This is a genomic window from Jeotgalicoccus sp. ATCC 8456 (genome assembly GCF_016313225.1).
GTDB lineage: Bacteria > Bacillota > Bacilli > Staphylococcales > Salinicoccaceae > Jeotgalicoccus > Jeotgalicoccus marinus.
Genome location: NZ_CP066224.1, coordinates 1,657,020 through 1,677,990 on the forward strand (window position 1 = coordinate 1,657,020; position 20,971 = coordinate 1,677,990).

Sequence of the window (20,971 nt, forward strand, 5' to 3'; positions counted from 1 at the left end):
ACTATGGCTAAATTAGCCTCAAGCTCTAGAGCTGAAAATTCTAAGAAATCTGAACTGAACGAGCTCCGTTACAATGGACAAGTTCCAGCAGTCGTATATGGCTATGAAACTGAAAGTACTTCAGTATCAGTTGATGAAGTTGAATTCATCAAACTAATCCGTGAAGTTGGACGTAACGGCGTTATCGATCTTGAATTAGAAAACGGTACAAAACAAGTAATGGTAAGTGACTATCAGTTTGATTCACTTAAAAACCAAATTTTACACATCGACTTCATTGCAATTAACATGCAAACTGAAGTGACTGTTGATGTTCAAATCGAATTAACTGGTGAGGCACCAGGGCAAAAAGAAGGCGGCGTAATCGAGCAGCCATTATTTGAAGTTTCTGTAACTGCTAAACCAGCTGACATTCCTGAAACTATCGAAGTTGATATTTCAGAACTTAACATTGGTGATGCAATTCACGTTGCAGACATCCGTGAAAAAGGTAACTTCGTAATCGAAAACGAAGACGAAGACTCACTAATTATTATTAGTGCGCCAACTGAAGAACCGGATGAAGACGAAGAAGTTTCTGAAGAAGAAGAAACTGAAGTTGAAGCAACTGAACAAAAAGATGAAGAAGACTCTGAAAAAGAAGAAGAGTAATCTTGAACATTTTAAACACAACGGCGGTGGGCTTTCCATCGCCTTTTTTAACGTTTATGAGGTGACGAAATGAAATGTATTATTGGCCTGGGGAATCCAGGTGCTAAATATGAAAAAACGAGGCACAACATAGGCTTTATGGCGATTGATCAACTCCAAGAAGACCTTGGTCTAGCCTTAGATCAGCAGAAATTTAAGTGTCACTTTGGAACAGGTGTACTCAACGGTGAAAAGATTATGCTGGTTAAGCCACAAACGTTTATGAACCTATCTGGAGAAGGTGTGCGACCACTTGTTGATTACTATAATATCGAATTATCGGATATTGTTGTAATTTATGATGATCTTGACCTACCTCTTGGTCGTATAAGATTGCGTCAAAAAGGTAGCGGTGGTGGACATAACGGTATCAAGTCTCTGAATCAACATCTAGGTGGCGAAAAGTACAATCGTATACGCCTTGGTATAGATCGTCCAACTGATAGTACGCCAATGACACGTTATGTCTTAGGTAAGTTTAGTAAGGCAGATGAAGATACTTTACAAAAAGTTTTAGAAGTGTCATCTGAAGCGTGTCAAAGCTTTGTTTCAAATGACTTCCTAGATGTAATGAATAAGTATAATGGTGATGTGAATGCATAATAAAATTAGCGATCGCATTTTAAATGATGAACGCGTCCAGAGCATCATTTCATTCAACGATGATAAAAACCTGCTTGTCACTGGAATAAATGATGACTTTAAACCAATCTTACTCAAAGAACTTACAGAAAACTCAGAGCGTGCCAATGTGGTCTTTGTTGAAAATAACCACCACATGGAAAAGCTCGCAAATAGCATGATGGACGTTATGGATGAAGTCTATACCTTCCCAGTTGGTGACATCATGATTGAAAACATGTCTAAACAAAGCCCTGATTTTATGAAGGCAAGAATGTCGACCTTATCGGCCTTGCTACATGAGAAGCCAGGGTTATTTATCGTGCCTATACATGCCTTATTAAAACCGTTGATGCCTAAGGAAAAGTTGTTAGCTTATGAAAAAACATTAGAGCTAGGAAGTACACTTGATTACGATGAATTTCTCGAGTTCTTAGTTAGTTTAGGATATAAACGTATGAATCAGGCCTCTAATTTCGGAGAATTTGCAGTTCGAGGAGATATTATTGATATCTATATGCATGATTTATTTCTTCGTGTAGAGCTATTTGACGATGAGATTGATTCACTGCGTCTTTTGGATCCAGAGACTCAACGTTCTTTAGAAAATATTGAATCAGTGAAAATTGAACCCTATGCTGAATATATTGTTGATACGAGTGAACGTGTGGAATTGATAGAGAAAATTGACACCTTATATCAGGAGACTTCTGAAGGCTTACAGGCTGTCGCTAAAGAGTCATTAGATGAATATTATGACAAGGTGACACATCCTGATTTACTTGTAGAACACTTAAATCAATTCGCTCATCTCTTAGATGATCATGATCAATCACTCCTAGATTATATGACCGATAAGCATAGAGTGTTTGCAGATGATATAAATGCAATTAAATCAGCTTATGATGCAGAGTTTGAAGCGGTGAATAATTACTTTAGTTCTGTCTTAGAAGCAGGGCAAATGTTTAAAGGTGCGGCCAACTATTTAGAGCATCAATATGATAGATTGCTAAACCTAAATGGTGTTACTTACTTTAATTTATTTATGAAGAGTATGCCTGTGTCCATTGGAGAAATGATTAAAATTTCTGTTAAACCAGCAGAAATCTACTATGGGCAGTATGACATTCTAGCGTCGAATTTAAATAAGATGTTGGACAATGACTATCTCATCAATATTATTTTAAGAGACGAAGATGAGCTTAATAAAACAAAGCAACTTCTTGAAGACCTAAAAATTCAAAGCTATATTGAAAATATACCGAGTGATTCAGGTATTGTCTTAACGACGGGTGCTATAGAATCTGGTTTTATCCTGCCTTACATGAGTGCAACTATTTTAACTTCTAAAGAATTGTATAACAAAGTACAAAAACGTAAAAAACGTAATAAGAAGTTATCTAACGCAGAGAAAATTAAATCTTATCAGGAATTAAACCCTGGTGATTATATCGTCCATGTACATCACGGTGTCGGTCGATATCTAGGCATTGAAACCCTTGAAGTTAGCGGCATTCATAATGACTATATGAAGTTGCAGTACAAAGGGACAGACCAGCTGTATATTCCTGTGGATCAGATGGACCTGGTGCAAAAATATGTGGCAAGTGATGACGGCCAACCTAAGATGCATAAACTTGGTGGTGTTGAATGGAAACGGACTAAGGCGAAGGTTCAGCAAAATGTTAATGATATCGCAGAAGAACTGATTCGACTCTATCAAGAACGTGCGATGTCTGAAGGGTTTAAGTATAGTCCAGATACAGAGATGCAAGAGGCTCTCGAAGCACGTTTCCCTTATGAACCAACGCCTGACCAACTAGCGAGTATCCGTGAAATTAAAAATGACATGGAAGATAGTAAGCCTATGGATCGACTGCTTTGTGGTGATGTCGGTTACGGAAAAACCGAAGTAGCAATTCGTGCAGCATTTAAAGCGGTTCAAGATGGCAAACAAGTCGCATTTTTAGTGCCGACAACCATACTCGCAGCCCAGCACTTTGAAAGCTTAATCGAAAGAATTGAGGATTACCCTGTGAATGTGGCGATGATGTCTCGCTTTAGAACGGCAAAAGAAAATAGAGAGACTGCTGTAGGACTTAAAGAAGGAAAGATTGATATCGTCGTGGGTACGCATAAAATTTTAGGTAAATCAATTGAGTATAAAGATCTCGGTCTTTTAATTGTCGATGAGGAGCAAAGGTTTGGAGTTAAGCATAAAGAAGCGATTAAACAGTTGAAAAATAATGTAGATGTCTTAACTTTAACAGCAACACCAATTCCAAGAACCTTACACATGAGTTTAACGGGTGTAAGAGACCTTTCTGTCATAGAAACGCCTCCAGAAAATAGATTTCCAGTTCAAACCTATGTTTTAGAATACAATGGAAACTTTGTTAAAGAAGCGATTGAAAGGGAACTTGCTAGAAACGGGCAGGTCTTTTACCTCCACAATAGTGTTGCGACAATCTATAACAAACTGGCACACGTAGAAATGTTAGTACCAGACGCTGCAGTAGGTGTCATGCATGCACAGATGACTGAAAAGCAAATTGAAGAGACCATGCTTGCCTTTGTTAATGGTGAGTATGATGTTATCGTCACCACGACTATCATTGAAACTGGGGTAGATGTTCCGAATGCCAATACGCTAATTATTGAAGATGCAGACCGTTTTGGTTTGAGTCAACTTTACCAATTACGCGGGCGCGTTGGTCGTAGTAATCGTATCTCTTATGCATACTTATTCCATCAACCGAATAAGGTGTTAACAGAAGTAGCAGAAAAACGATTAGAAGCGATTAAGGAATACACTGAGCTTGGATCCGGCTTTAAGATTGCCATGCGTGATTTGAATACACGCGGAGCGGGTAATTTACTTGGTAAGAATCAGTCAGGCTTTATAGATTCAGTTGGTTATGAGATGTATAGTGATATGTTAGAAAGTGCAGTAAAAGAAAAACAGGGTGTTGAAAAAGAAGAAGAACCGGTTAATATTCCAATTAATATCGAAGCAGATGCTTATATTCCGGCAACATATATTACCCATGAGCAATCTAAGATTGATATTTACAAGCGTCTTAGAAAAGCAAATTCTCTAAAGACTCTGAGAGATATAGAAGATGAACTCATCGACCGTTTTGGTGAGTATCCAACAGAAGTACAAACATTAATTGACTTAGTTAAAGTTAAAATATATGCACTTCTATATGGTATCTATAAAGTATCTGAGGATGCACGTCACTTCTATCTTAATGTATCTCAATCTGCAACAGCAGAGATCAATGGTGAAAAATTATTTGAAGACACTCAAGCGTTTAGTAGAATCTTGAAGATTTCAGTCAAGAGTGGAGAAATCAACCTAACCATACGCTCGAAACAACTTAAAGATTTAGTCTCAGTAATGGCAGCAATACAAGAGAGTAGAATGGAGGGTGTGTCATGAACACAATCACAGTAATCGGGCTTGGTACATCTGATATCGATAAAATGCCCTTAGGTGTTTACAAATCACTATTAGCAGAAGAAAAAATTTATCTGAGAACCATGGACCATCCAGCAGTGTCACTTTTAAAAGATAGTGATATAAAATTAATCAGTTTTGATGAATATTATGAGGCATCTGAAACTTTCGAAGCAGTGTATGAACGTATCGTTGATACCTTAGTGAAGGATGCTCAGAATGGTAATCTCACCTATGCTGTACCAGGGCATCCAATGTTTTACGAGACGACGACTGAACTGCTATTAGACAGAAAGCTAAAAGGTGAAGTCAACGTCGAGATTAAAGGTGGTCAGAGTTTTATAGATGAAGTGATAAGTGCGTTAAATATTCCAGTAAATGAGAACTTTCAGTTGTTAGACGGAACGAATTTGTCCTTAAAAGACTTAGATTACCAAAAGCACACACTGATTACTCAAGTGTATAATCAATTGTCTGTGAGTGAAGTGAAGGTGACACTCCTAGATTATTATCACTACGATGCCAAAGCTTACCTTGTAGACAAGGCTGGCAGTGAAGATGAGCATATTATAGAAACGACTATCGCGGAAATTGATCATCATGTACCAGACTCAAACTTAATGTGTATGTTTGTTCCAAAACAAGATGATATTCGATATGCGGATAGAACAATCACGCATATGGTAGATGTGTTTGACCAGCTAGTATCGGAAGATGGTTGTCCGTGGGATAAAGAACAGACCCATGAATCACTTGAACGATTCTTGTTAGAAGAATCGTATGAGGTCATTGAAGCAATAGAGCATGAAGATGATGAAGGTATTGTAGAAGAACTTGGAGACATCCTTCTACAAGTCGCCTTGCATTCAGCAATAGGTAAAAAAGATGGCTACTTTGATTTCTATGATGTTCTAGCTGCTTTAAATCAAAAAGTAGTTAGACGTCATCCACATGTTTTTGGCGATGAGTCAGTGGAGTCAATGGAAGATTTAAATAAGGTGTGGCAAGAAGCGAAAAGAGCCGAAGGTAAGAAAGAAAAAATTAAGCATGAAAAAGAATATGCAACGACAATGCTTGCATGGATGAAAGAAACCATCCATTCAGATACCCCACTAAAAACCTTGCTAAAGGATGATGTAGATGAGACTTGATAAATTTTTAAAAGTATCAAGGATAATTAAAAGACGTACACTTGCAAAAGAGATTAGTGATGATGGTCGTATCGAAGTCAATGGACGTATGGCAAAAGCAGGTACTGACTTATCAGTTGGAGATCACTTAGTCATCAAATTTGGACGTAGTATTGTCACTTATGAAGTGATGCAATTAAACGATACAACAAAAAAAGAAGATGCAGAAAGAATGTATAAAGTATTAAAAGAGGAAAAAATTGAAAAAGAAACAGAATTTTAATAGAAACCAAAGCTCATTTGATGTATCTTGTATATAAAGGATAATGTACAAAACGATGGGAGAGGTGTGACTAAAATGAACAACAAAGTGGTTCGTCTTTTGAATAACTATACTAAAAAAAGAGATAGTGAAAAGAAACAATTAAAGACTGAAGCGCGTGTGTCACGCCGTCGTGCCCTCGTTTTTGGCAGTGTGCTAATGATAATCGTTATCGTCTTATTGATGATTGGCATTAATCAAAAGAAGGCCAATCAAGAGCTAGAGCAAGAAGTTGCTGCAACATCTGAAGTCCTAGACAATAAAAATAAGCAGCATTCGGATCTCGAGCAACAGATTAAACAATTAAATGATGACAACTATATATTACGTATAGCAAGAAGTGAGTTCTTCTTATCAGAAGAAGGAGAACTAATCTTCAATTTACCAGAAGGTGAATCTGGAGAAGAAAGGCCGGAAAAGGAATAATCATTACATATGTAATGATTATTCCTTTATTAAGTGTTAATATATTAATGTATAACGATTTTGGGAGGATATTATATAAACATGTCAGTTGAAGCGGGCAGTAAAGTTATCGGCAAAGTTACAGGGATTAAACCGTTTGGTGCGTTTGTTGAGTTACCAGGCGGTAAAACAGGCTTGGTTCACATTAGTGAAGTAGCGGACAAATATGTAGAAGACATCAATGAACACTTAAAAGTCGGTGACGAAATAGAAGTTAAAGTATTATCTATCGGTGATGATAACAAGATTAGTTTATCTATCAAGAAAGCACAAGATAAACCTAAACCAAAACCTCGTCAGAAGGCACCGTCACCTGAAGATTTTGAGAAAAAACTTTCAGGGTTCTTAAAAGACAGTGAAGAAAGAATGTCTACAATTAAGAGACAAGCTGAGTCACGTCGTGGCGGTAGAGGGCGTAGATAATGAAATGAAGAGGCCAGAGCAAGTCGCTCTAGCCTTTTTAGTTTTTATAAGGTGGTGCTACTTTTGAAGTTGAATATTTCATGGACAACAAAAAGTCATATTGGCCTGGCCTTGTCTGGTGGCATCGACTCTATGGTGCTCTATCATCTTTTGACGACGACTTACAAAGATACTTATAAAAGTTTGACCGTCTTACACGTTAATCATAATCAAAGAGTTGCATCCATATCTGAGGCGGCTTACATAAAAGAAATGACTGAAAAAGATCGTGTAAACTTTGAGTCAGTTGTTCTTGATTTTGAGGGGCATTTTTCTCAAGAAGCAGGACGTAAAAAGCGGTATGCATTCTTTAGAGATATTGTAAAAAAACATCGTCTAAATGTTTTGTTGATGGCGCATCATGAGGATGATCAGTATGAAACTGTCTTGCATCAGCTATTAACTGGACGGTATTTACACGGCAACCTCGGTATACCAGAAGCCAATGAAAGAGCAGGTATAAAAATATCAAGGCCGCTGATGATGGTACGTAAAAGAGACATCAAGAAATATCAACGCACACATATGGTGAAGTATTTTGAAGATGAAAGTAACCATGAAGATACTTACACAAGAAATTATATTCGGCATCATATTGTTCCAGACATCGAAGACACAGAGACTTTAGATTTAAAGCAGTTAGTGAGCCTAAAAAATGACATAAATGCGTTAAGTGATTTTGTTAGTGGTTTTGCTAAAAACTTTACTAGTAATGGTAGTCTTTCGAGGGAAACTTATAAACAATATAGTCCATTAGTTAGAATATATATTTTAAATGCACTCTTATCTGAGTCATCAACTATAATGAGTCGAAAGGCTTTGGAATCACTTGATCAAACATTGATGTCAGGACCATCACAGACGGTATATCAACTTGATTCCCATACAGTACATATCGAATACGATCAAGTTTATGTAAAAAAAACAACGTTAAGCCCCATTAGCGAACCTCTGATTGTTGAGGATAATGGGAACTTTATTTATAATAATTATCATATCGTGGTAAAATTACCGAGTGATGAACTTCCGTTGACTATACGTCCTAGATTAGATGGTGACCGTGTTCAACTTAAACAAGGCGGTAGTAAGAAAGTCAGTCGTCTTTTTATCGATAAAAAGATAGTGGCAAGCGAAAGAGAGGCGATGCCGGTGGTTTTGAATCAACACGGTATAATTGTTGCAGTCGGTACCATTTATAATATAATTGAACCAGCTGAAAATCGAATTTTAAAGATAACGAAGGAGCAAGAAGATGACAATAAAAAATGATATCAGTGAAATTGTACTTTCTGAGTCAGATATAGATGCAATTAACAAACGTCTCGGAGAGAAAATCACTAAAGACTATGAAGGTAAGACGCCGATTATGGTGGGCCTTTTAAAGGGATCAATTATGTTTATGGCAGACCTCATTAAGCATGTGGATACACACATGGAAATTGATTTCATGGATGTCTCTAGCTATGTTGGGACAAAGTCAACTGGAGAGGTTAAAATACTTAAGGACTTATCAACTTCTGTAGAAGGTAGGCATATACTGATTGTTGAAGACATTGTTGAAACTGGAACAACTTTAAATTCTATTATCGAATTTCTGCAGTATAGAAAGGTTGCATCCATTGAAATTGTAACCTTATTAGATAAGCCTGTTGAAGAAAGAAAGTTAGATGTTAATGTAAAATACGTTGGAACAGAAATTCCAGATGGGTTTGTTGTAGGATACGGCTTGGATTTTGATCAAAAATACAGAAATTTACCGTACATTGGTTTGTTAAAATCTGAATTTTACAGCTAAATCATATCACTGGAAGTTAAAAGTTATTTTTGTTACTATTTTTTGTAATGTATTAGAAATGGAGGATTACGGATGCCGAAGAATACTGGCCGTAACATATTACTTATCGCCATATTAACAGTTGTCATGTTTGGTATATTCCAACGTTTCAACGGCTCTGACGGCGACGAAGAAGAACTTCAATATAATGAGTTCGTCGATGCCCTAGAAAATGGTGAAGTGGCTGAGTTAACATTGCAGCCTGAAAACAATGTTTATTTAGTTAGCGGTCGCTTAGCTGATCAAAGTGACCAAGAGTCATTTACTTCTGTTGTGCCTTTTAATAGTGCGGATGATATCCAGCAAATTACAGACACGGCACGAAATCAAGATGACCTAACATTTAATGTAGAACCTGAAGAAGAACCAAGTCCTTGGACAAGCATGTTATTTACAATTATTCCATTACTTATTATCTTCTTCTTATTCATCTTCCTCATGAGCCAAGCCCAAGGTGGCGGCGGAGGCGGCGGAGGCCGCATGATGAACTTTGGTAAGAGTAAAGCCAAGCTTTATGACCAAAGTAAAAAACAAGTTCGCTTCGACGATGTCGCTGGTGCAGATGAGGAAAAAGCTGAACTAGTGGAAGTTGTCGACTTCCTAAAAGATCCACGTCGCTTTGATAGAATCGGTGCCAGAATTCCTAAAGGGGTACTACTTGTTGGTCCTCCAGGTACTGGTAAAACATTGATTGCAAGAGCGGTAGCAGGTGAAGCAGGGGTACCATTCTTCTCAATCAGTGGTTCTGACTTCGTTGAGATGTTTGTTGGTGTTGGTGCATCTCGTGTACGTGATTTATTTGAAAATGCTAAGAAAAACTCGCCTTGTATCATCTTTATCGATGAGATTGATGCAGTGGGTCGTCAGCGTGGTGCTGGTGTTGGTGGTGGTCACGATGAGCGTGAACAAACACTAAACCAACTATTAGTTGAGATGGACGGTTTCGCAGATAATGAAGGTATCATTATGATTGCTGCAACTAACCGCCCTGATATTCTAGACCCAGCACTCTTACGTCCAGGTCGTTTCGACAGACAGATTCAAGTAGGGCGTCCGGATGTTAAAGGTCGTGAGGCTGTACTTAAAGTACACGCACGTAACAAGCCACTTGATGAGACTGTAGACCTTGCAGCACTTGCACAGCGTACGCCAGGTTTCTCTGGTGCAGACCTTGAGAACCTATTAAACGAAGCTGCTTTAGTCGCTGCTAGACAAAACAAGAAGTTGATTGATATGCGTGATGTCGATGAAGCGACTGACCGTGTGATTGCAGGACCAGCTAAGAAGAGTCGTGTAATGAGTAAGAAAGAACGTAATATCGTTGCCTACCATGAGGCAGGACATACGATTATCGGTATGGTCTTAGACGATGCTGAGACAGTTCACAAGGTTACCATTGTCCCTCGTGGACAAGCTGGTGGTTATGCTGTAATGCTTCCTAAAGAGGATCGTTACTTTATGACGAAACCAGAATTGGAAGATAAGATTGTTGGATTACTTGGTGGTCGAGTATCCGAAGAAATTAACTTCGGTGAAGTATCAACAGGTGCCCACAATGACTTCCAAAGAACAACAAGTATCGCTAGAAGCATGGTAACTGAATACGGTATGAGTGAAAAACTCGGTCCAATTCAGTTCGGTGAATCAAACGGTCAAGTATTCCTTGGTAAAGATATGTCTAACGATTCGAATTACTCAGATAGTATCGCTTATGAAATCGACCAAGAAATGCAAAACATTGTGAAAACACAATATGAGCGTTGTCGTCAGATCCTTACAGAGCATAAAGAACAGCTTCAATTAATTGCTGAAACATTACTTGAAGTGGAAACACTCGACAGAGAACAAATCGAAGGACTTTTCTACAACGGGAAACTACCTGAAAGAAACTTTGATAATGAACCTGTTGAGGAAGATAAGGATTCAGACAAAGCAGGAGCATCTTATGATGAAGTTAAAGAAAAGATGTCACATGATGAAAAAGACCTTGAGTCTGAAGAACAAGTTGAGGAAAGACCAGACATGGTTGAACCTGATGAGTCGACTGACCAAGAAAATCAATCTTCAAATGACTTAGAAGAAGACCGTAAAGATAACAGATAAGAAACTTTAAGCGCAGCGGATGATGCTGCGCTTATTTTTTTCGTAGGAAATGACATAAAGCACGTAAATTGACTATCTTTGACGTTTCCTATATTATGCATGATAGTAAACTATGTTTATAAAAAATTTGATGTAAAAATCGTTTGGAGGAACGACTATGACAGACCACTTAATAAGAGGATTAGGATTAAATGATGAAGTAAGAATATTTGCTGTAGATACTACAGCTACTATAAATGAGGCAGTGCAGAGACATGTGGCTTACCCAACTGCAGCTGCAGCGCTAGGTAGAGCGATGAGTGCAGGAGTAATGATGGGTGCTATGTTAAAAGGTGAAGACAAGAATACAATTACCATTGAGGGTGGTGGACCAATTGGTGCGATTGTTGTAGATAGTGATGCACACGGTCATGTCAGAGGATACCTTGGTAATCCACAAGTCCACTTTGATTTAAATGATCAAGGAAAGCTTGATGTGAGACGAGCAGTTGGTACAAATGGTTACCTTAGAGTCGCTAAGAATATTGGTTTAAAAGATAACTTTGCTGGATCTACTGAGATTGTTTCTGGAGAATTAGGAGAGGACTTCTCTTATTACTTCTATGCGAGTGAACAAGTCCCATCTATTGTCGCTTTAGGCGTGCTTGTAAACCCGGATAACACAATTCAAGCAGCGGGTGGCTTTATAATCCAAGTTTTACCTTCAGCAAGTGAGGAAACGATTAACCGGCTTAATGAACGTGCCAAAGAAATGACGCCGGTTTCTAAACTGCTCGCTAAGGGTATGACACCGAACCAAATTATTGATGAAGCAATCGGTGAGGAAAATTGGAGACAACTGAGTGAGATGCCAGTTAGTTTTGAATGTAACTGTTCTAAAGAACGCTTTATTAATGCGATAAGTGCCTTAGACCCTAAAGAAATTATGTCTATGATTCAAGAAGATGGCGGTGCTGAAGCGGATTGTCATTTCTGCCGTAATAAAGAATGGATTACAAAAGAAGAGCTTCAAGCCCTTATCACACACTAATTAATTGAAAAATAGTAGGGATAATGTTATATTATTCATAGTTAAAAACTAGGAATAGGAGTGTTTGATTGTGAGTAATGTATATAACAATATTTTAGAAACAATTGGAAATACGCCTTTAGTGAAATTAAATAAGTTAACAGATGAAAATAGTGCAGATGTCTATGTAAAAGTTGAATTTATGAATCCAGGTAGTTCCGTAAAAGATCGTATCGCCTTAGCGATGATTGAAGCTGCAGAAGAAGCAGGCAAACTTAATGAAAACACGATTATTGTTGAACCAACCAGTGGTAACACGGGAATTGGTCTGGCAATGGTAGCAGCTGCAAAAGGGTACAAATCAGTTCTTGTTATGCCTGATACGATGAGTAAGGAACGTCGTAATCTATTACGTGCATATGGTGCAGAACTTGTCTTAACACCAGGTGCTGACGGTATGAAAGGTGCAATTAAAAAAGCTGGAGAACTTGCTGAGAAAGATGGATACTTCATGCCCCAACAGTTCGAAAACCCAGCCAACCCAGAAATCCACGAGAGAACGACTGGTAAAGAGCTAGTGGAACAAGCGAATAGTGCTGGCTTGTCTATAGATGCTTTCATATCTGGTATTGGTACAGGTGGTACGATCACCGGTGTAGGTAAAGTGTTGAAGGATAACTTTAAAGATGTACAAGTGATTGCTGTTGAACCAACGGATTCAGCAATTCTAAGTGGTAAAGAACCAGGACCGCATAAGATTCAAGGGATTGGTGCTGGCTTTGTACCAACGACATTAGACACAGATATTTATGATGAAATCATTACGATTGAAAATGAAGAAGCAATGGATACTGCTCGTCAGTTAGGTAGAGAAGAAGGTATCCTTGGTGGAATTTCTTCTGGTGCTGCTGTCTTAGCAGGACTTCAGACAGCAAAAAAACTAGGCAAAGGTAAAAATGTGGTCGTTGTACTACCATCAAACGGTGAGAGATATTTATCTACACCACTATTTAACTTTGAAGCTTAAGTCAATAATCTTAATCCAAACTAAAGAGCTTAGAGATCTATATGAACATAGATTTCTAAGCTTTTTTGTATGAGATTTTTAATCAGGCATGTACTTTTAAACATGTTATAATATGACTATTCAACAAATGTATAAGTAGAGGTTGGTATGATGGAAAAACTGAAGATAATGGGTATTTTAAACACAACACCAGACTCTTTTAGCGATGGTGGAAAATATGACTCTGTAGAGAAAGCCGTAGATCGTGCCAAGGAAATGGTAGAGGAGGGCGTCGATATTATAGACGTCGGTGGCTACTCTACACGACCTGGCTATAGTGAAATTACAGTGGAAACAGAGATAGAGCGGGTTGTCCCTGTCGTACAGGCGATTCGAGCAGCAGGTATAAAGACAGACATCTCTGTAGATACATTTCGCTCAGAAGTTGCAAGGGCAGCCTTAGAAAAGGGTGCAACGATGATTAATGATCAGTGGCGAGGTCTTTATGATGAAAAAATCTTAGATGTTGTTGCTGAATTCGATGCTGAAATATTCCTTATGCACAACAACAATCACGCTCAATATGAAGATGTGGTTAGTGAGATGATTGATGAGTTAAAATTATCAGCTGATAAAGCCCTTGAAGCTGGCGTTAAGAAAGAAAAAATTTGGCTGGATCCAGGTATCGGTTTTGTAAAATCTAGAGATGAAGAAATCGAGGTCATGCGTAACTTGGATGAACTCGTTAAAGAGGGATATCCTGTTTTACTCGCGACAAGCCGTAAACGTATGGTAAAAGAACTGATTGGTCATGATACAGATGCTGACGAACGGGACGCAGCAACCCTCGCAACAACGATTTTAGGCATTGATGCAGGTGTCGATGCTGTGAGAGTGCACAACGTAAAAATGAATAGGCAGGGTGCAGATGTCTATATGAAGTTAAAAGGTGAACTATAATGGATAAAATTCATATCAACGGTATTAAAACTTATGCTTATCATGGTGCAATAAAAGAAGAACGTGTGCTTGGTCAGTACTTTATTACTGACTTAGTAATTAGCTTAGATTTATCTCAAGCATCTTTGACGGATGATTTGAATGAAACGGTACATTACGGTGAAGTATACGAACTTGTTGAAAATATTGTTAAAGGTGATTCAGTGAGTTTAATTGAGCATTTAGCAGGGAAAATCAATGCCCAGCTATTTGACCGATATGCTAAAATAGTAGAGGTAGAAACTACGATTACTAAACCTAATCCACCGATAGATGGTAACTATGACAGTGTGGGTATTACCTTAAAAGGAAAGTGGGAAAGATAATGGCTATAGCGTATCTCGGACTCGGTAGTAATATCGGGGACAGAGAAGAGAGTTTAAGACAAGCCCTAAAAAAAATATCTGAAGTTCCTGGGATTACCGTTACTAAAATATCTTCAAGATATGAAACTAAACCATATGGTAAGACAGATCAGCCAGATTTTATAAATATGGCTGTAGAATTGGAGACAAATTTAACGCCTTTGGATTTGCTTGAAGTCGTACTTGGCATTGAACGTGAACTTGGTCGTGTACGTAAGGAAACATGGGGTCCGAGGTCGATTGATATCGATGTACTCTTATACGAAGATTTGGAACTAGATTTAACAGATTTGAAGGTGCCTCATCCGGAAATGCACCTCCGTTCTTTTGTGATTGATCCGATGAGTGAGATTGCACCAAAAAGAGAACATCCAACTTTGAAAATGACAATCGAAGAAATTAAAAACAAATTAGATAACGAACAATAATGACTTTTAGGAGTGGAATATAGTGTCTGAAGAACTAAATGATCAGCTGGCTGTACGCCGCGAGAAAATGCAACAATTAAGAGAACAAGGATTAGATCCATTTGGTAAACGTTTTGACCGTTTACATTATACTAATGAACTCGTTGAAGAGTGGGACCAGTTCTCAAAAGAAGAATTAGCAGAAAGAGAAGATGAGTCAGTAACAGTAATTGCTGGACGTATCATGACTAAGCGTGGCAAAGGTAAGGCTGGATTTGCACATATCCAAGATATCAACGGTCAGATTCAAATATACGTTAGAAAAGATCAAATTGGTGATGAAGCGTTTGAGGTATGGAACCAGGCAGATTTAGGTGATTTTGTTGGTGTTAAAGGACCGATGTTCAAAACGAATACGGGCGAATTATCGATTAAACCAACAGAGTTTACATTACTTACAAAAGCCCTTCGTCCACTTCCCGATAAATATCACGGTCTAAAAGATGTTGAAGAGCGTTATCGTAAACGTTACTTAGATTTAATTACAAGTAAAGAGTCTAGAGAAACATTTATTAAAAGAAGTAAAATTATACAAGAAATGCGTAACTACTTAAATGAGAATGACTTCTTAGAAGTAGAAACACCAATGATGCACTCAATCGCAGGTGGTGCGCAGGCACGTCCGTTCATTACGCATCACAATGCTTTAGATACAGATTTATATATGCGTATTGCCTTGGAGCTGCATTTAAAACGCCTCGTAATCGGAGGTATTGAGAAAGTCTATGAAATTGGTCGCGTGTTTAGAAATGAAGGGGTATCTACAAGACATAACCCTGAGTTCACAATGATGGAACTATATGAAGCTTATGCTGATTACAGAGACATTATGACTTTAACTGAAGAGATGATTGCTTATATTGCTGAGAAAGTGAATGGGACGACTAAAGTTGTGTATGATGGTGAAGAGATTGACTTAGCACCAGAGTGGAAACGCGTGCACATGGTAGATATCGTTAATGAATATACAGGGGTTAACTTCTATGATATTAATTCAGTAGAAGAAGCAAGAAAAGCAGCTAAGGCACACAATGTAGAAATTGGTGACAACATGCAGTATGGTCACATTCTAAATGAATTCTTTGAACAAAAAGTAGAAGAAGAATTAGTGCAACCGACCTTTGTATACGGCCATCCTGTAGAGATTTCACCGTTAGCTAAGAAAAATGATGAGGATCCTAGATTCACTGATAGATTTGAGTTATTTATCGTTAGACGTGAACATGCCAATGCGTTTACAGAGTTAAATGATCCGATTGATCAGCGTGTGCGCTTTGAAGCACAAGTTGCTGAGCGTGATCAAGGTAATGATGAAGCGCATGAAATGGATGAAGACTACCTAGAGGCGATGGAATACGGTTTACCACCAACAGGTGGATTGGGTATCGGAATTGATAGATTAGTAATGTTACTGACAGACTCAGCTTCAATCCGTGATGTTTTATTGTTCCCTTCAATGAGAGAAAGATAAGAAAAATCGTACTTATTCTTAAAGAATAAGTACGATTTTTGTAATTATTAATTTTGTGTAAAAATTGGTTGACAATTTAGGTGGTTATCGCTAAAATAATTAATAGTTTGATTTTGCTGCTATACATATTATGCGGAAGTAGTTCAGTGATAGAACATCACCTTGCCAAGGTGGGGGTCGCGGGTTTGAATCCCGTCTTCCGCTCCATTTTATTTTTTTTTGCTTTTTCCCATATAAGGGCCTATAGCTCAGCTGGTTAGAGCGCACGCCTGATAAGCGTGAGGTCGGTGGTTCGAGTCCACTTAGGCCCACTAATATAAAAGGTCACTGATGAGTTTTCATCAGTGACCTTTTTGTTTAGAGTGAACTTTATTTAATGTGACCTTTTTCTATTAATGCTTTACGAATCTCAAGCATAGCAGTATAGGTGGCGATCATGTGGATTTTTGTCGTCGGTGCTTTTTCAATAGCTTCTACAACATTTTCTAGTGTACCAGCACTATAAAGTATTGAGGAATCGAATCCAGCAGTGAGCAAGCGATCTGTCATCTTACCGACTGCGATACCACCAGTAATTATTTGTTTGATGTCTAAGTCAGTTAGGGATTCAAAGTTTGTATCAGCTAACCAAGATAGGTCGACACCGTCTGCTGGTCGGTTGTTCAAGAGTGATACAAAAGTAAATGGATCTTTTTCAAGTTTAATAAGATTCAATACCTGATCTAACCCTACTGGGTTTTTAACAACATTAAGGACGATTTTCTTATCGTATGCGACGATGACTTCTTGGCGACCGAAAACACGTTCATTGACATTAAATGCATCGACAATATCTTCTTTTGGAACATCAAAATGACGACCGACCGAGTAGGCTGCTAGGGCATTGTATATGTTGTATATTCCCGCATTATGCAGAGTGTATGTGTGATGGTCGATCGTAAATGTGGAATGCGTAACATCTAATTCTTTGACCGAAGTGACTCTATGGTCTAATTCAGGGCGTTTATACCCACAAGATGAACATGAATAGTCTCCAAGGTTTGCATAAGTATAAATTGTATACTCTAAATCATGTCCACAGTTTGGGCAGGCTGTGTCTGCTTTTGATTGGTTCCCTGTATCAACATTTGTGTCAAACCCAAAGAATTTTCTACTGTTAGGTAGTGCGACAGAATTAAATAACGGTAAATCACCATTCGCTATAACAGTAGCATCTGGGGTACTTTTTGCAGCATCTGTAAGCAACTCATATATTTTTTCTATTGAACCGTAACGATCGAGTTGGTCTGCAAATATGTTAGTATGTAGAAATACTTTAGGTTGTAATTCTTCTACAACATTTTTTAAGGATCCCTCGTCAACTTCTAAGACAGCAATGGCATCTTTTGTCACTCGCGGTGCATTCAGGAAGGCACCAACGATGCCTTGCTTCATGTTAGAACCTGTCTTATTAGTAATTACATGGTTATACTTCTTCGATAAAACACTTGTCGTTAGTGTCGTTGTTAAGGTTTTACCGTTCGTCCCAGTTACAACGACAACATCGTAAGACGCTGCTAAATTTTTTAGCAGGTTTTTGTCGATTGATAAGGCAACCTTACCTGGTAAGCTGCTGCCTCCATTTGTATATCTCGTTAGGAAATAACTTAATGTTTTTCCGACGTTCTTGGCAATAGTGGATTTAATTGTCATTCTTAGCGCTCCTTTAAGTTCCTTATGAGAAACCATTATATCATTCAGTTTTAATAGGTACTATAATTTTTTGGAAAGCGTTATAATTATTATTAAGAAAATTCTAAGGAGAATGAATATGTTAGATTATCTAATGACCTTGGACCCTTGGCAACAGGCACTTATAGCAACCTTGTTCACATGGACAATGACGGGGCTAGGTGCAGCAGTTGTCTTTTTAACTAAAGGTGTTAGTGAAAACTTTTTAAATATCACACTTGGCTTTGCAGGCGGTATCATGGTGGCCGCGAGTTTTTGGTCGCTTTTATCACCTGCGATTGATGCGAGTGCAGATAATCCAATAGGAGAATGGTTCCCTGCTTTAATCGGCTTTTTAGGCGGTGCCTTATTTATTTACTTCTTCGATAAAATTATCCCTCACCGTCATAGGGGAGAACACACTGCTGAGGGGCTTACAGTTGCTAGCTCCAGAAGAAGTACCTTACTAGTAACATCCTTAACACTTCACAATATTCCTGAAGGACTCTCTATCGGTATTCTCTTCGGTGCAGCAGGGTTGAGTCAAGATCCAGTCATGATTGCCAGTGCACTTACCTTAGCAGTAGGGATTGGTCTACAAAATATCCCAGAAGGTACTGCAGTTTCCATGCCGTTAAGAGCAGAGGGTGCATCTAAATTTCGAGCATTCTTTTGGGGCTGGATGTCAGCAATCGTTGAGCCGATGGCAGCACTTGTTGGTGTCTTGCTTGTGGCCTCAATGGAGCCAGTATTGCCGTATGCTTTAGCTGCAGGTGCAGGTGCAATGATATTTGTGGTGGTGGAGGAAGTTATTCCCAGCACACAAAAAAATGGTCATTCCGATGCAGCAGTCTTTGCATTCCTGTTTGGATTTTCTGTGATGATGGTGTTAGACGTAGCTTTAGGATAACAAAAAAGCCTCTAGGGTCTTCCCCAGAGGCTTAAAATTTATAAATTTTAATAGAAGAAACCGATGATTACAGAGCTTAAGATAGATACAAGAGTCGCACCGTATACTAGTTTAAGGCCGAATCTCGCAACTTTGTCTCCGCTCTCACCGTGAAGTCCTTTAACAGAACCAGCGATGATACCGATTGAACCAAAGTTAGCAAATGAGATTAAGAATACTGAAATCATTGCTTGTGTCTTCTCAGAAAGTCCTTCTGCAACATTTATGAATTCAAGAATTGCAACAAATTCGTTAGTGATTAACTTAGTTGCCATTAATGAACCGGCAGTTTGTGCCTCAGCCCAAGGAATACCCATTAGGAAGGCAACTGGCATAAAGATGTAGCCCAAGATATCTTGGAATGAAAGGTTTGAACCAGGAATTAATAAGAAAATCTGGTTCAGTAAACCGATTAGAGCGATGAAACCAATTAACATCGAACCAACGACGAGTACGATTTTACCACCATCGATGATGTAATCACCAAGGACTTGGAAGAAAGATTTACCTTTTTCTGGATTAGTTGAGATTTCAATGTCACCATCTTCGATAACTTCATCATATGGATTGATGATGTGTACGATGATGTAAACACTGAATAAGTTCAGTACAATCGCAATGATGACAAATTGAGGGTCTAACATTGTAAAGAATGCGCCGACAATAGAAAGTGAAATTGAACTCATTGCCTGTGCAGCTAATGTATATAAACGACGTGTTGTAAGCTTAGGCAGCTGATTTTTAAGAGATACGAATACCTCTGACTGTCCAAGCATCATAGATGCCGCACCATTGTAAGACTCGATGTATGGCATTCCAGTAATCTTAGTCAGTAAGAAGCCTAATCCTTTTATGATGAAAGGTAAGATTCTAGTGTAAGAAAGAATACCGATAATTGCTGAGATAAAGATGATCGGTATAAGCACGTTGAATAGGAATACATCAACTGGTTCGCCTTCCGCGTTCGTCATCAAATCTCCAAACACAAATTGTGCACCTTCTCTTGCATATCCTAGTAAGTAGTCGAAACCGTTCGCTAAACCAAGGATAATCGTTTGTCCACCCGTAGTGTTAAGGAATAAGAACGTAGCGATAAACTGTAATGCAACTAATATTAATATGTTCTTCCAATGTTTGAACGCAAGTTTTTTGTTGCTACTTGCAATCCAAGCAAGAAAGACGGTGAATAGTATACCAACTATTCCCATTACAATACTCATTGTGAAAGCCTCCAAAAATTATTATGTAAGAAATATTGAAAATGATTTCATTTGTAAATTATATACCAAATGATACATTTATGCGATACTAAATTAGTATAATGCAACCGGTTCCAAAAATAAACCCTTTTAATTAAAAATAAACATGTTATTTGCCAATTTTGTTCACAACTTGTATACTTTAGTCAAAGTAGGTCAAGGGAGAGTGATGAGATGCGTAATATGTCGGATATTATTGAAAAATATTTAAAAGAAATGATTGAGAAATCCGGTAACGAAGTCGTTGAAATAAAACGTGCGCACATCGCTGAAAAATTTGATTGTGTACCGTCGCAGTTAAACTATGTTATCAAAACGCGTTTTACAAATGAACATGGCTACGTCGTTGAAAGTAAACGTGGCGGTGGCGGCTATATAAGAATCACCAAAGTAGAAACACATTCTGAGACAGAATACTTAGCGCACTTACAAAATCTTATTGGGGATAACATATCTCAGTTGAATGCGGGTCACCTTGTTCAATCAATGTTTGAAAATGGTGTTATTACCTATAGAGAAGCACAGATCATCGATGCTGTTATGGAAAGAGAAGTTCTATCCATTGAGTTACCTTATAGAGACCGCTTAAGAGCGAAAATTTTACGCCGTGTAATCACGGCAATACTGTACGCTAAGGAGTGAATAT

20 protein-coding genes and 2 tRNA genes are annotated in these 20,971 nt (G+C 38.2%); 20 read left to right on the forward strand and 2 right to left on the reverse strand.

Annotated features, from left to right (window positions below; all coding sequences use genetic code 11):
• Positions 1 to 3: 3 nt before the first annotated feature.
• The 18 genes from JEM45_RS08580 to JEM45_RS08665 all read left to right on the forward strand — a co-directional run bounded on the left by JEM45_RS08580 (position 4) and on the right by JEM45_RS08665 (position 16,718).
• Positions 4 to 651 (forward strand): 50S ribosomal protein L25/general stress protein Ctc, encoded by a 648-nt coding sequence (locus tag JEM45_RS08580; protein ID WP_026866186.1) that lies wholly within the window; start codon positions 4 to 6, stop codon positions 649 to 651.
• Positions 652 to 720: 69 nt separating this feature from the next.
• Complete coding sequence (gene pth / locus JEM45_RS08585; protein WP_198687294.1) at positions 721 to 1,293, forward strand: aminoacyl-tRNA hydrolase; 573 nt, start codon at positions 721 to 723, stop codon at positions 1,291 to 1,293.
• Positions 1,286 to 4,756 carry a transcription-repair coupling factor gene (gene mfd, locus JEM45_RS08590; protein WP_198687295.1) on the forward strand — a complete coding sequence of 1,157 codons (3,471 nt, stop codon included), beginning with the start codon at positions 1,286 to 1,288 and terminating at the stop codon, positions 4,754 to 4,756. The genes pth and mfd overlap by 8 nt, the downstream gene beginning before the upstream one ends.
• On the forward strand, positions 4,753 to 5,925 hold the full coding sequence (locus JEM45_RS08595; protein WP_198687296.1) for a MazG nucleotide pyrophosphohydrolase domain-containing protein: 1,173 nt from the start codon (positions 4,753 to 4,755) through the stop codon (positions 5,923 to 5,925). Before mfd ends, JEM45_RS08595 begins: the two co-directional genes overlap by 4 nt.
• Positions 5,915 to 6,187 carry an RNA-binding S4 domain-containing protein gene (locus tag JEM45_RS08600; protein WP_026866182.1) on the forward strand — a complete coding sequence of 91 codons (273 nt, stop codon included), beginning with the start codon at positions 5,915 to 5,917 and terminating at the stop codon, positions 6,185 to 6,187. The genes JEM45_RS08595 and JEM45_RS08600 overlap by 11 nt, the downstream gene beginning before the upstream one ends.
• Before the next feature lie 75 nt (positions 6,188 to 6,262).
• Positions 6,263 to 6,652, forward strand: coding sequence for an FtsB family cell division protein (locus JEM45_RS08605; protein WP_035855733.1), 390 nt, complete (start codon positions 6,263 to 6,265; stop codon positions 6,650 to 6,652).
• 81 nt (positions 6,653 to 6,733) lie between these two features.
• Positions 6,734 to 7,114, forward strand: a complete 381-nt coding sequence (locus JEM45_RS08610) for a S1 domain-containing RNA-binding protein (protein WP_026866180.1) — start codon at positions 6,734 to 6,736, stop codon at positions 7,112 to 7,114.
• A 63-nt stretch (positions 7,115 to 7,177) separates the two neighbouring features.
• Positions 7,178 to 8,422 carry a tRNA lysidine(34) synthetase TilS gene (gene tilS, locus JEM45_RS08615; RefSeq protein ID WP_026866179.1) on the forward strand — a complete coding sequence of 415 codons (1,245 nt, stop codon included), beginning with the start codon at positions 7,178 to 7,180 and terminating at the stop codon, positions 8,420 to 8,422.
• A complete protein-coding gene (hpt, locus tag JEM45_RS08620; protein ID WP_198687297.1) occupies positions 8,406 to 8,948 on the forward strand; it encodes a hypoxanthine phosphoribosyltransferase in 543 nt (180 codons plus the stop codon). Before tilS ends, hpt begins: the two co-directional genes overlap by 17 nt.
• 72 nt (positions 8,949 to 9,020) lie before the next feature.
• A complete protein-coding gene (gene ftsH / locus JEM45_RS08625; protein ID WP_026866177.1) occupies positions 9,021 to 11,090 on the forward strand; it encodes an ATP-dependent zinc metalloprotease FtsH in 2,070 nt (689 codons plus the stop codon).
• 157 nt (positions 11,091 to 11,247) lie between these two features.
• Positions 11,248 to 12,120, forward strand: a complete 873-nt coding sequence (hslO, locus tag JEM45_RS08630) for an Hsp33 family molecular chaperone HslO (RefSeq protein WP_198687298.1) — start codon at positions 11,248 to 11,250, stop codon at positions 12,118 to 12,120.
• 70 nt (positions 12,121 to 12,190) lie between these two features.
• Positions 12,191 to 13,126, forward strand: a complete 936-nt coding sequence (cysK, locus tag JEM45_RS08635; protein ID WP_198687299.1) for a cysteine synthase A — start codon at positions 12,191 to 12,193, stop codon at positions 13,124 to 13,126.
• 150 nt (positions 13,127 to 13,276) lie between these two features.
• Positions 13,277 to 14,065, forward strand: coding sequence for a dihydropteroate synthase (gene folP, locus JEM45_RS08640; RefSeq protein ID WP_166627027.1), 789 nt, complete (start codon positions 13,277 to 13,279; stop codon positions 14,063 to 14,065).
• On the forward strand, positions 14,065 to 14,430 hold the full coding sequence (folB, locus tag JEM45_RS08645; protein ID WP_198687300.1) for a dihydroneopterin aldolase: 366 nt from the start codon (positions 14,065 to 14,067) through the stop codon (positions 14,428 to 14,430). Before folP ends, folB begins: the two co-directional genes overlap by 1 nt.
• Positions 14,430 to 14,897, forward strand: coding sequence for a 2-amino-4-hydroxy-6-hydroxymethyldihydropteridine diphosphokinase (folK, locus tag JEM45_RS08650; protein WP_198687301.1), 468 nt, complete (start codon positions 14,430 to 14,432; stop codon positions 14,895 to 14,897). The genes folB and folK overlap by 1 nt, the downstream gene beginning before the upstream one ends.
• A gap of 22 nt (positions 14,898 to 14,919) precedes the next feature.
• Positions 14,920 to 16,407: a lysine--tRNA ligase gene (lysS, locus tag JEM45_RS08655; RefSeq protein WP_198687302.1), complete on the forward strand. Its 1,488-nt coding sequence runs from the start codon at positions 14,920 to 14,922 to the stop codon at positions 16,405 to 16,407.
• A gap of 132 nt (positions 16,408 to 16,539) precedes the next feature.
• Positions 16,540 to 16,614, forward strand: a tRNA-Gly gene (locus JEM45_RS08660).
• 30 nt (positions 16,615 to 16,644) lie between these two features.
• Positions 16,645 to 16,718 (forward strand) — tRNA-Ile (locus tag JEM45_RS08665).
• 58 nt (positions 16,719 to 16,776) lie between these two features.
• On the opposite strand, the gene JEM45_RS08670 is transcribed toward JEM45_RS08665, so the two are convergent.
• Complete coding sequence (locus tag JEM45_RS08670) at positions 16,777 to 18,099, reverse strand: MurT ligase domain-containing protein (protein ID WP_198687303.1); 1,323 nt, start codon at positions 18,097 to 18,099, stop codon at positions 16,777 to 16,779.
• A 118-nt stretch (positions 18,100 to 18,217) separates the two neighbouring features.
• Here JEM45_RS08670 and JEM45_RS08675 point away from each other — a divergent pair, with 118 nt between their 5' ends.
• Positions 18,218 to 19,027, forward strand: coding sequence for a ZIP family metal transporter (locus JEM45_RS08675; protein ID WP_198687304.1), 810 nt, complete (start codon positions 18,218 to 18,220; stop codon positions 19,025 to 19,027).
• 47 nt (positions 19,028 to 19,074) lie between these two features.
• Here JEM45_RS08675 and JEM45_RS08680 read toward each other — a convergent pair whose 3' ends face one another.
• Positions 19,075 to 20,286 (reverse strand): NupC/NupG family nucleoside CNT transporter, encoded by a 1,212-nt coding sequence (locus tag JEM45_RS08680; RefSeq protein WP_026866168.1) that lies wholly within the window; start codon positions 20,284 to 20,286, stop codon positions 19,075 to 19,077.
• A gap of 213 nt (positions 20,287 to 20,499) precedes the next feature.
• Between JEM45_RS08680 and JEM45_RS08685 the strand changes: the two genes are divergently transcribed.
• Positions 20,500 to 20,967 (forward strand): CtsR family transcriptional regulator, encoded by a 468-nt coding sequence (locus tag JEM45_RS08685; RefSeq protein WP_026866167.1) that lies wholly within the window; start codon positions 20,500 to 20,502, stop codon positions 20,965 to 20,967.
• The last annotated feature ends 4 nt before the right edge of the window (positions 20,968 to 20,971 follow it).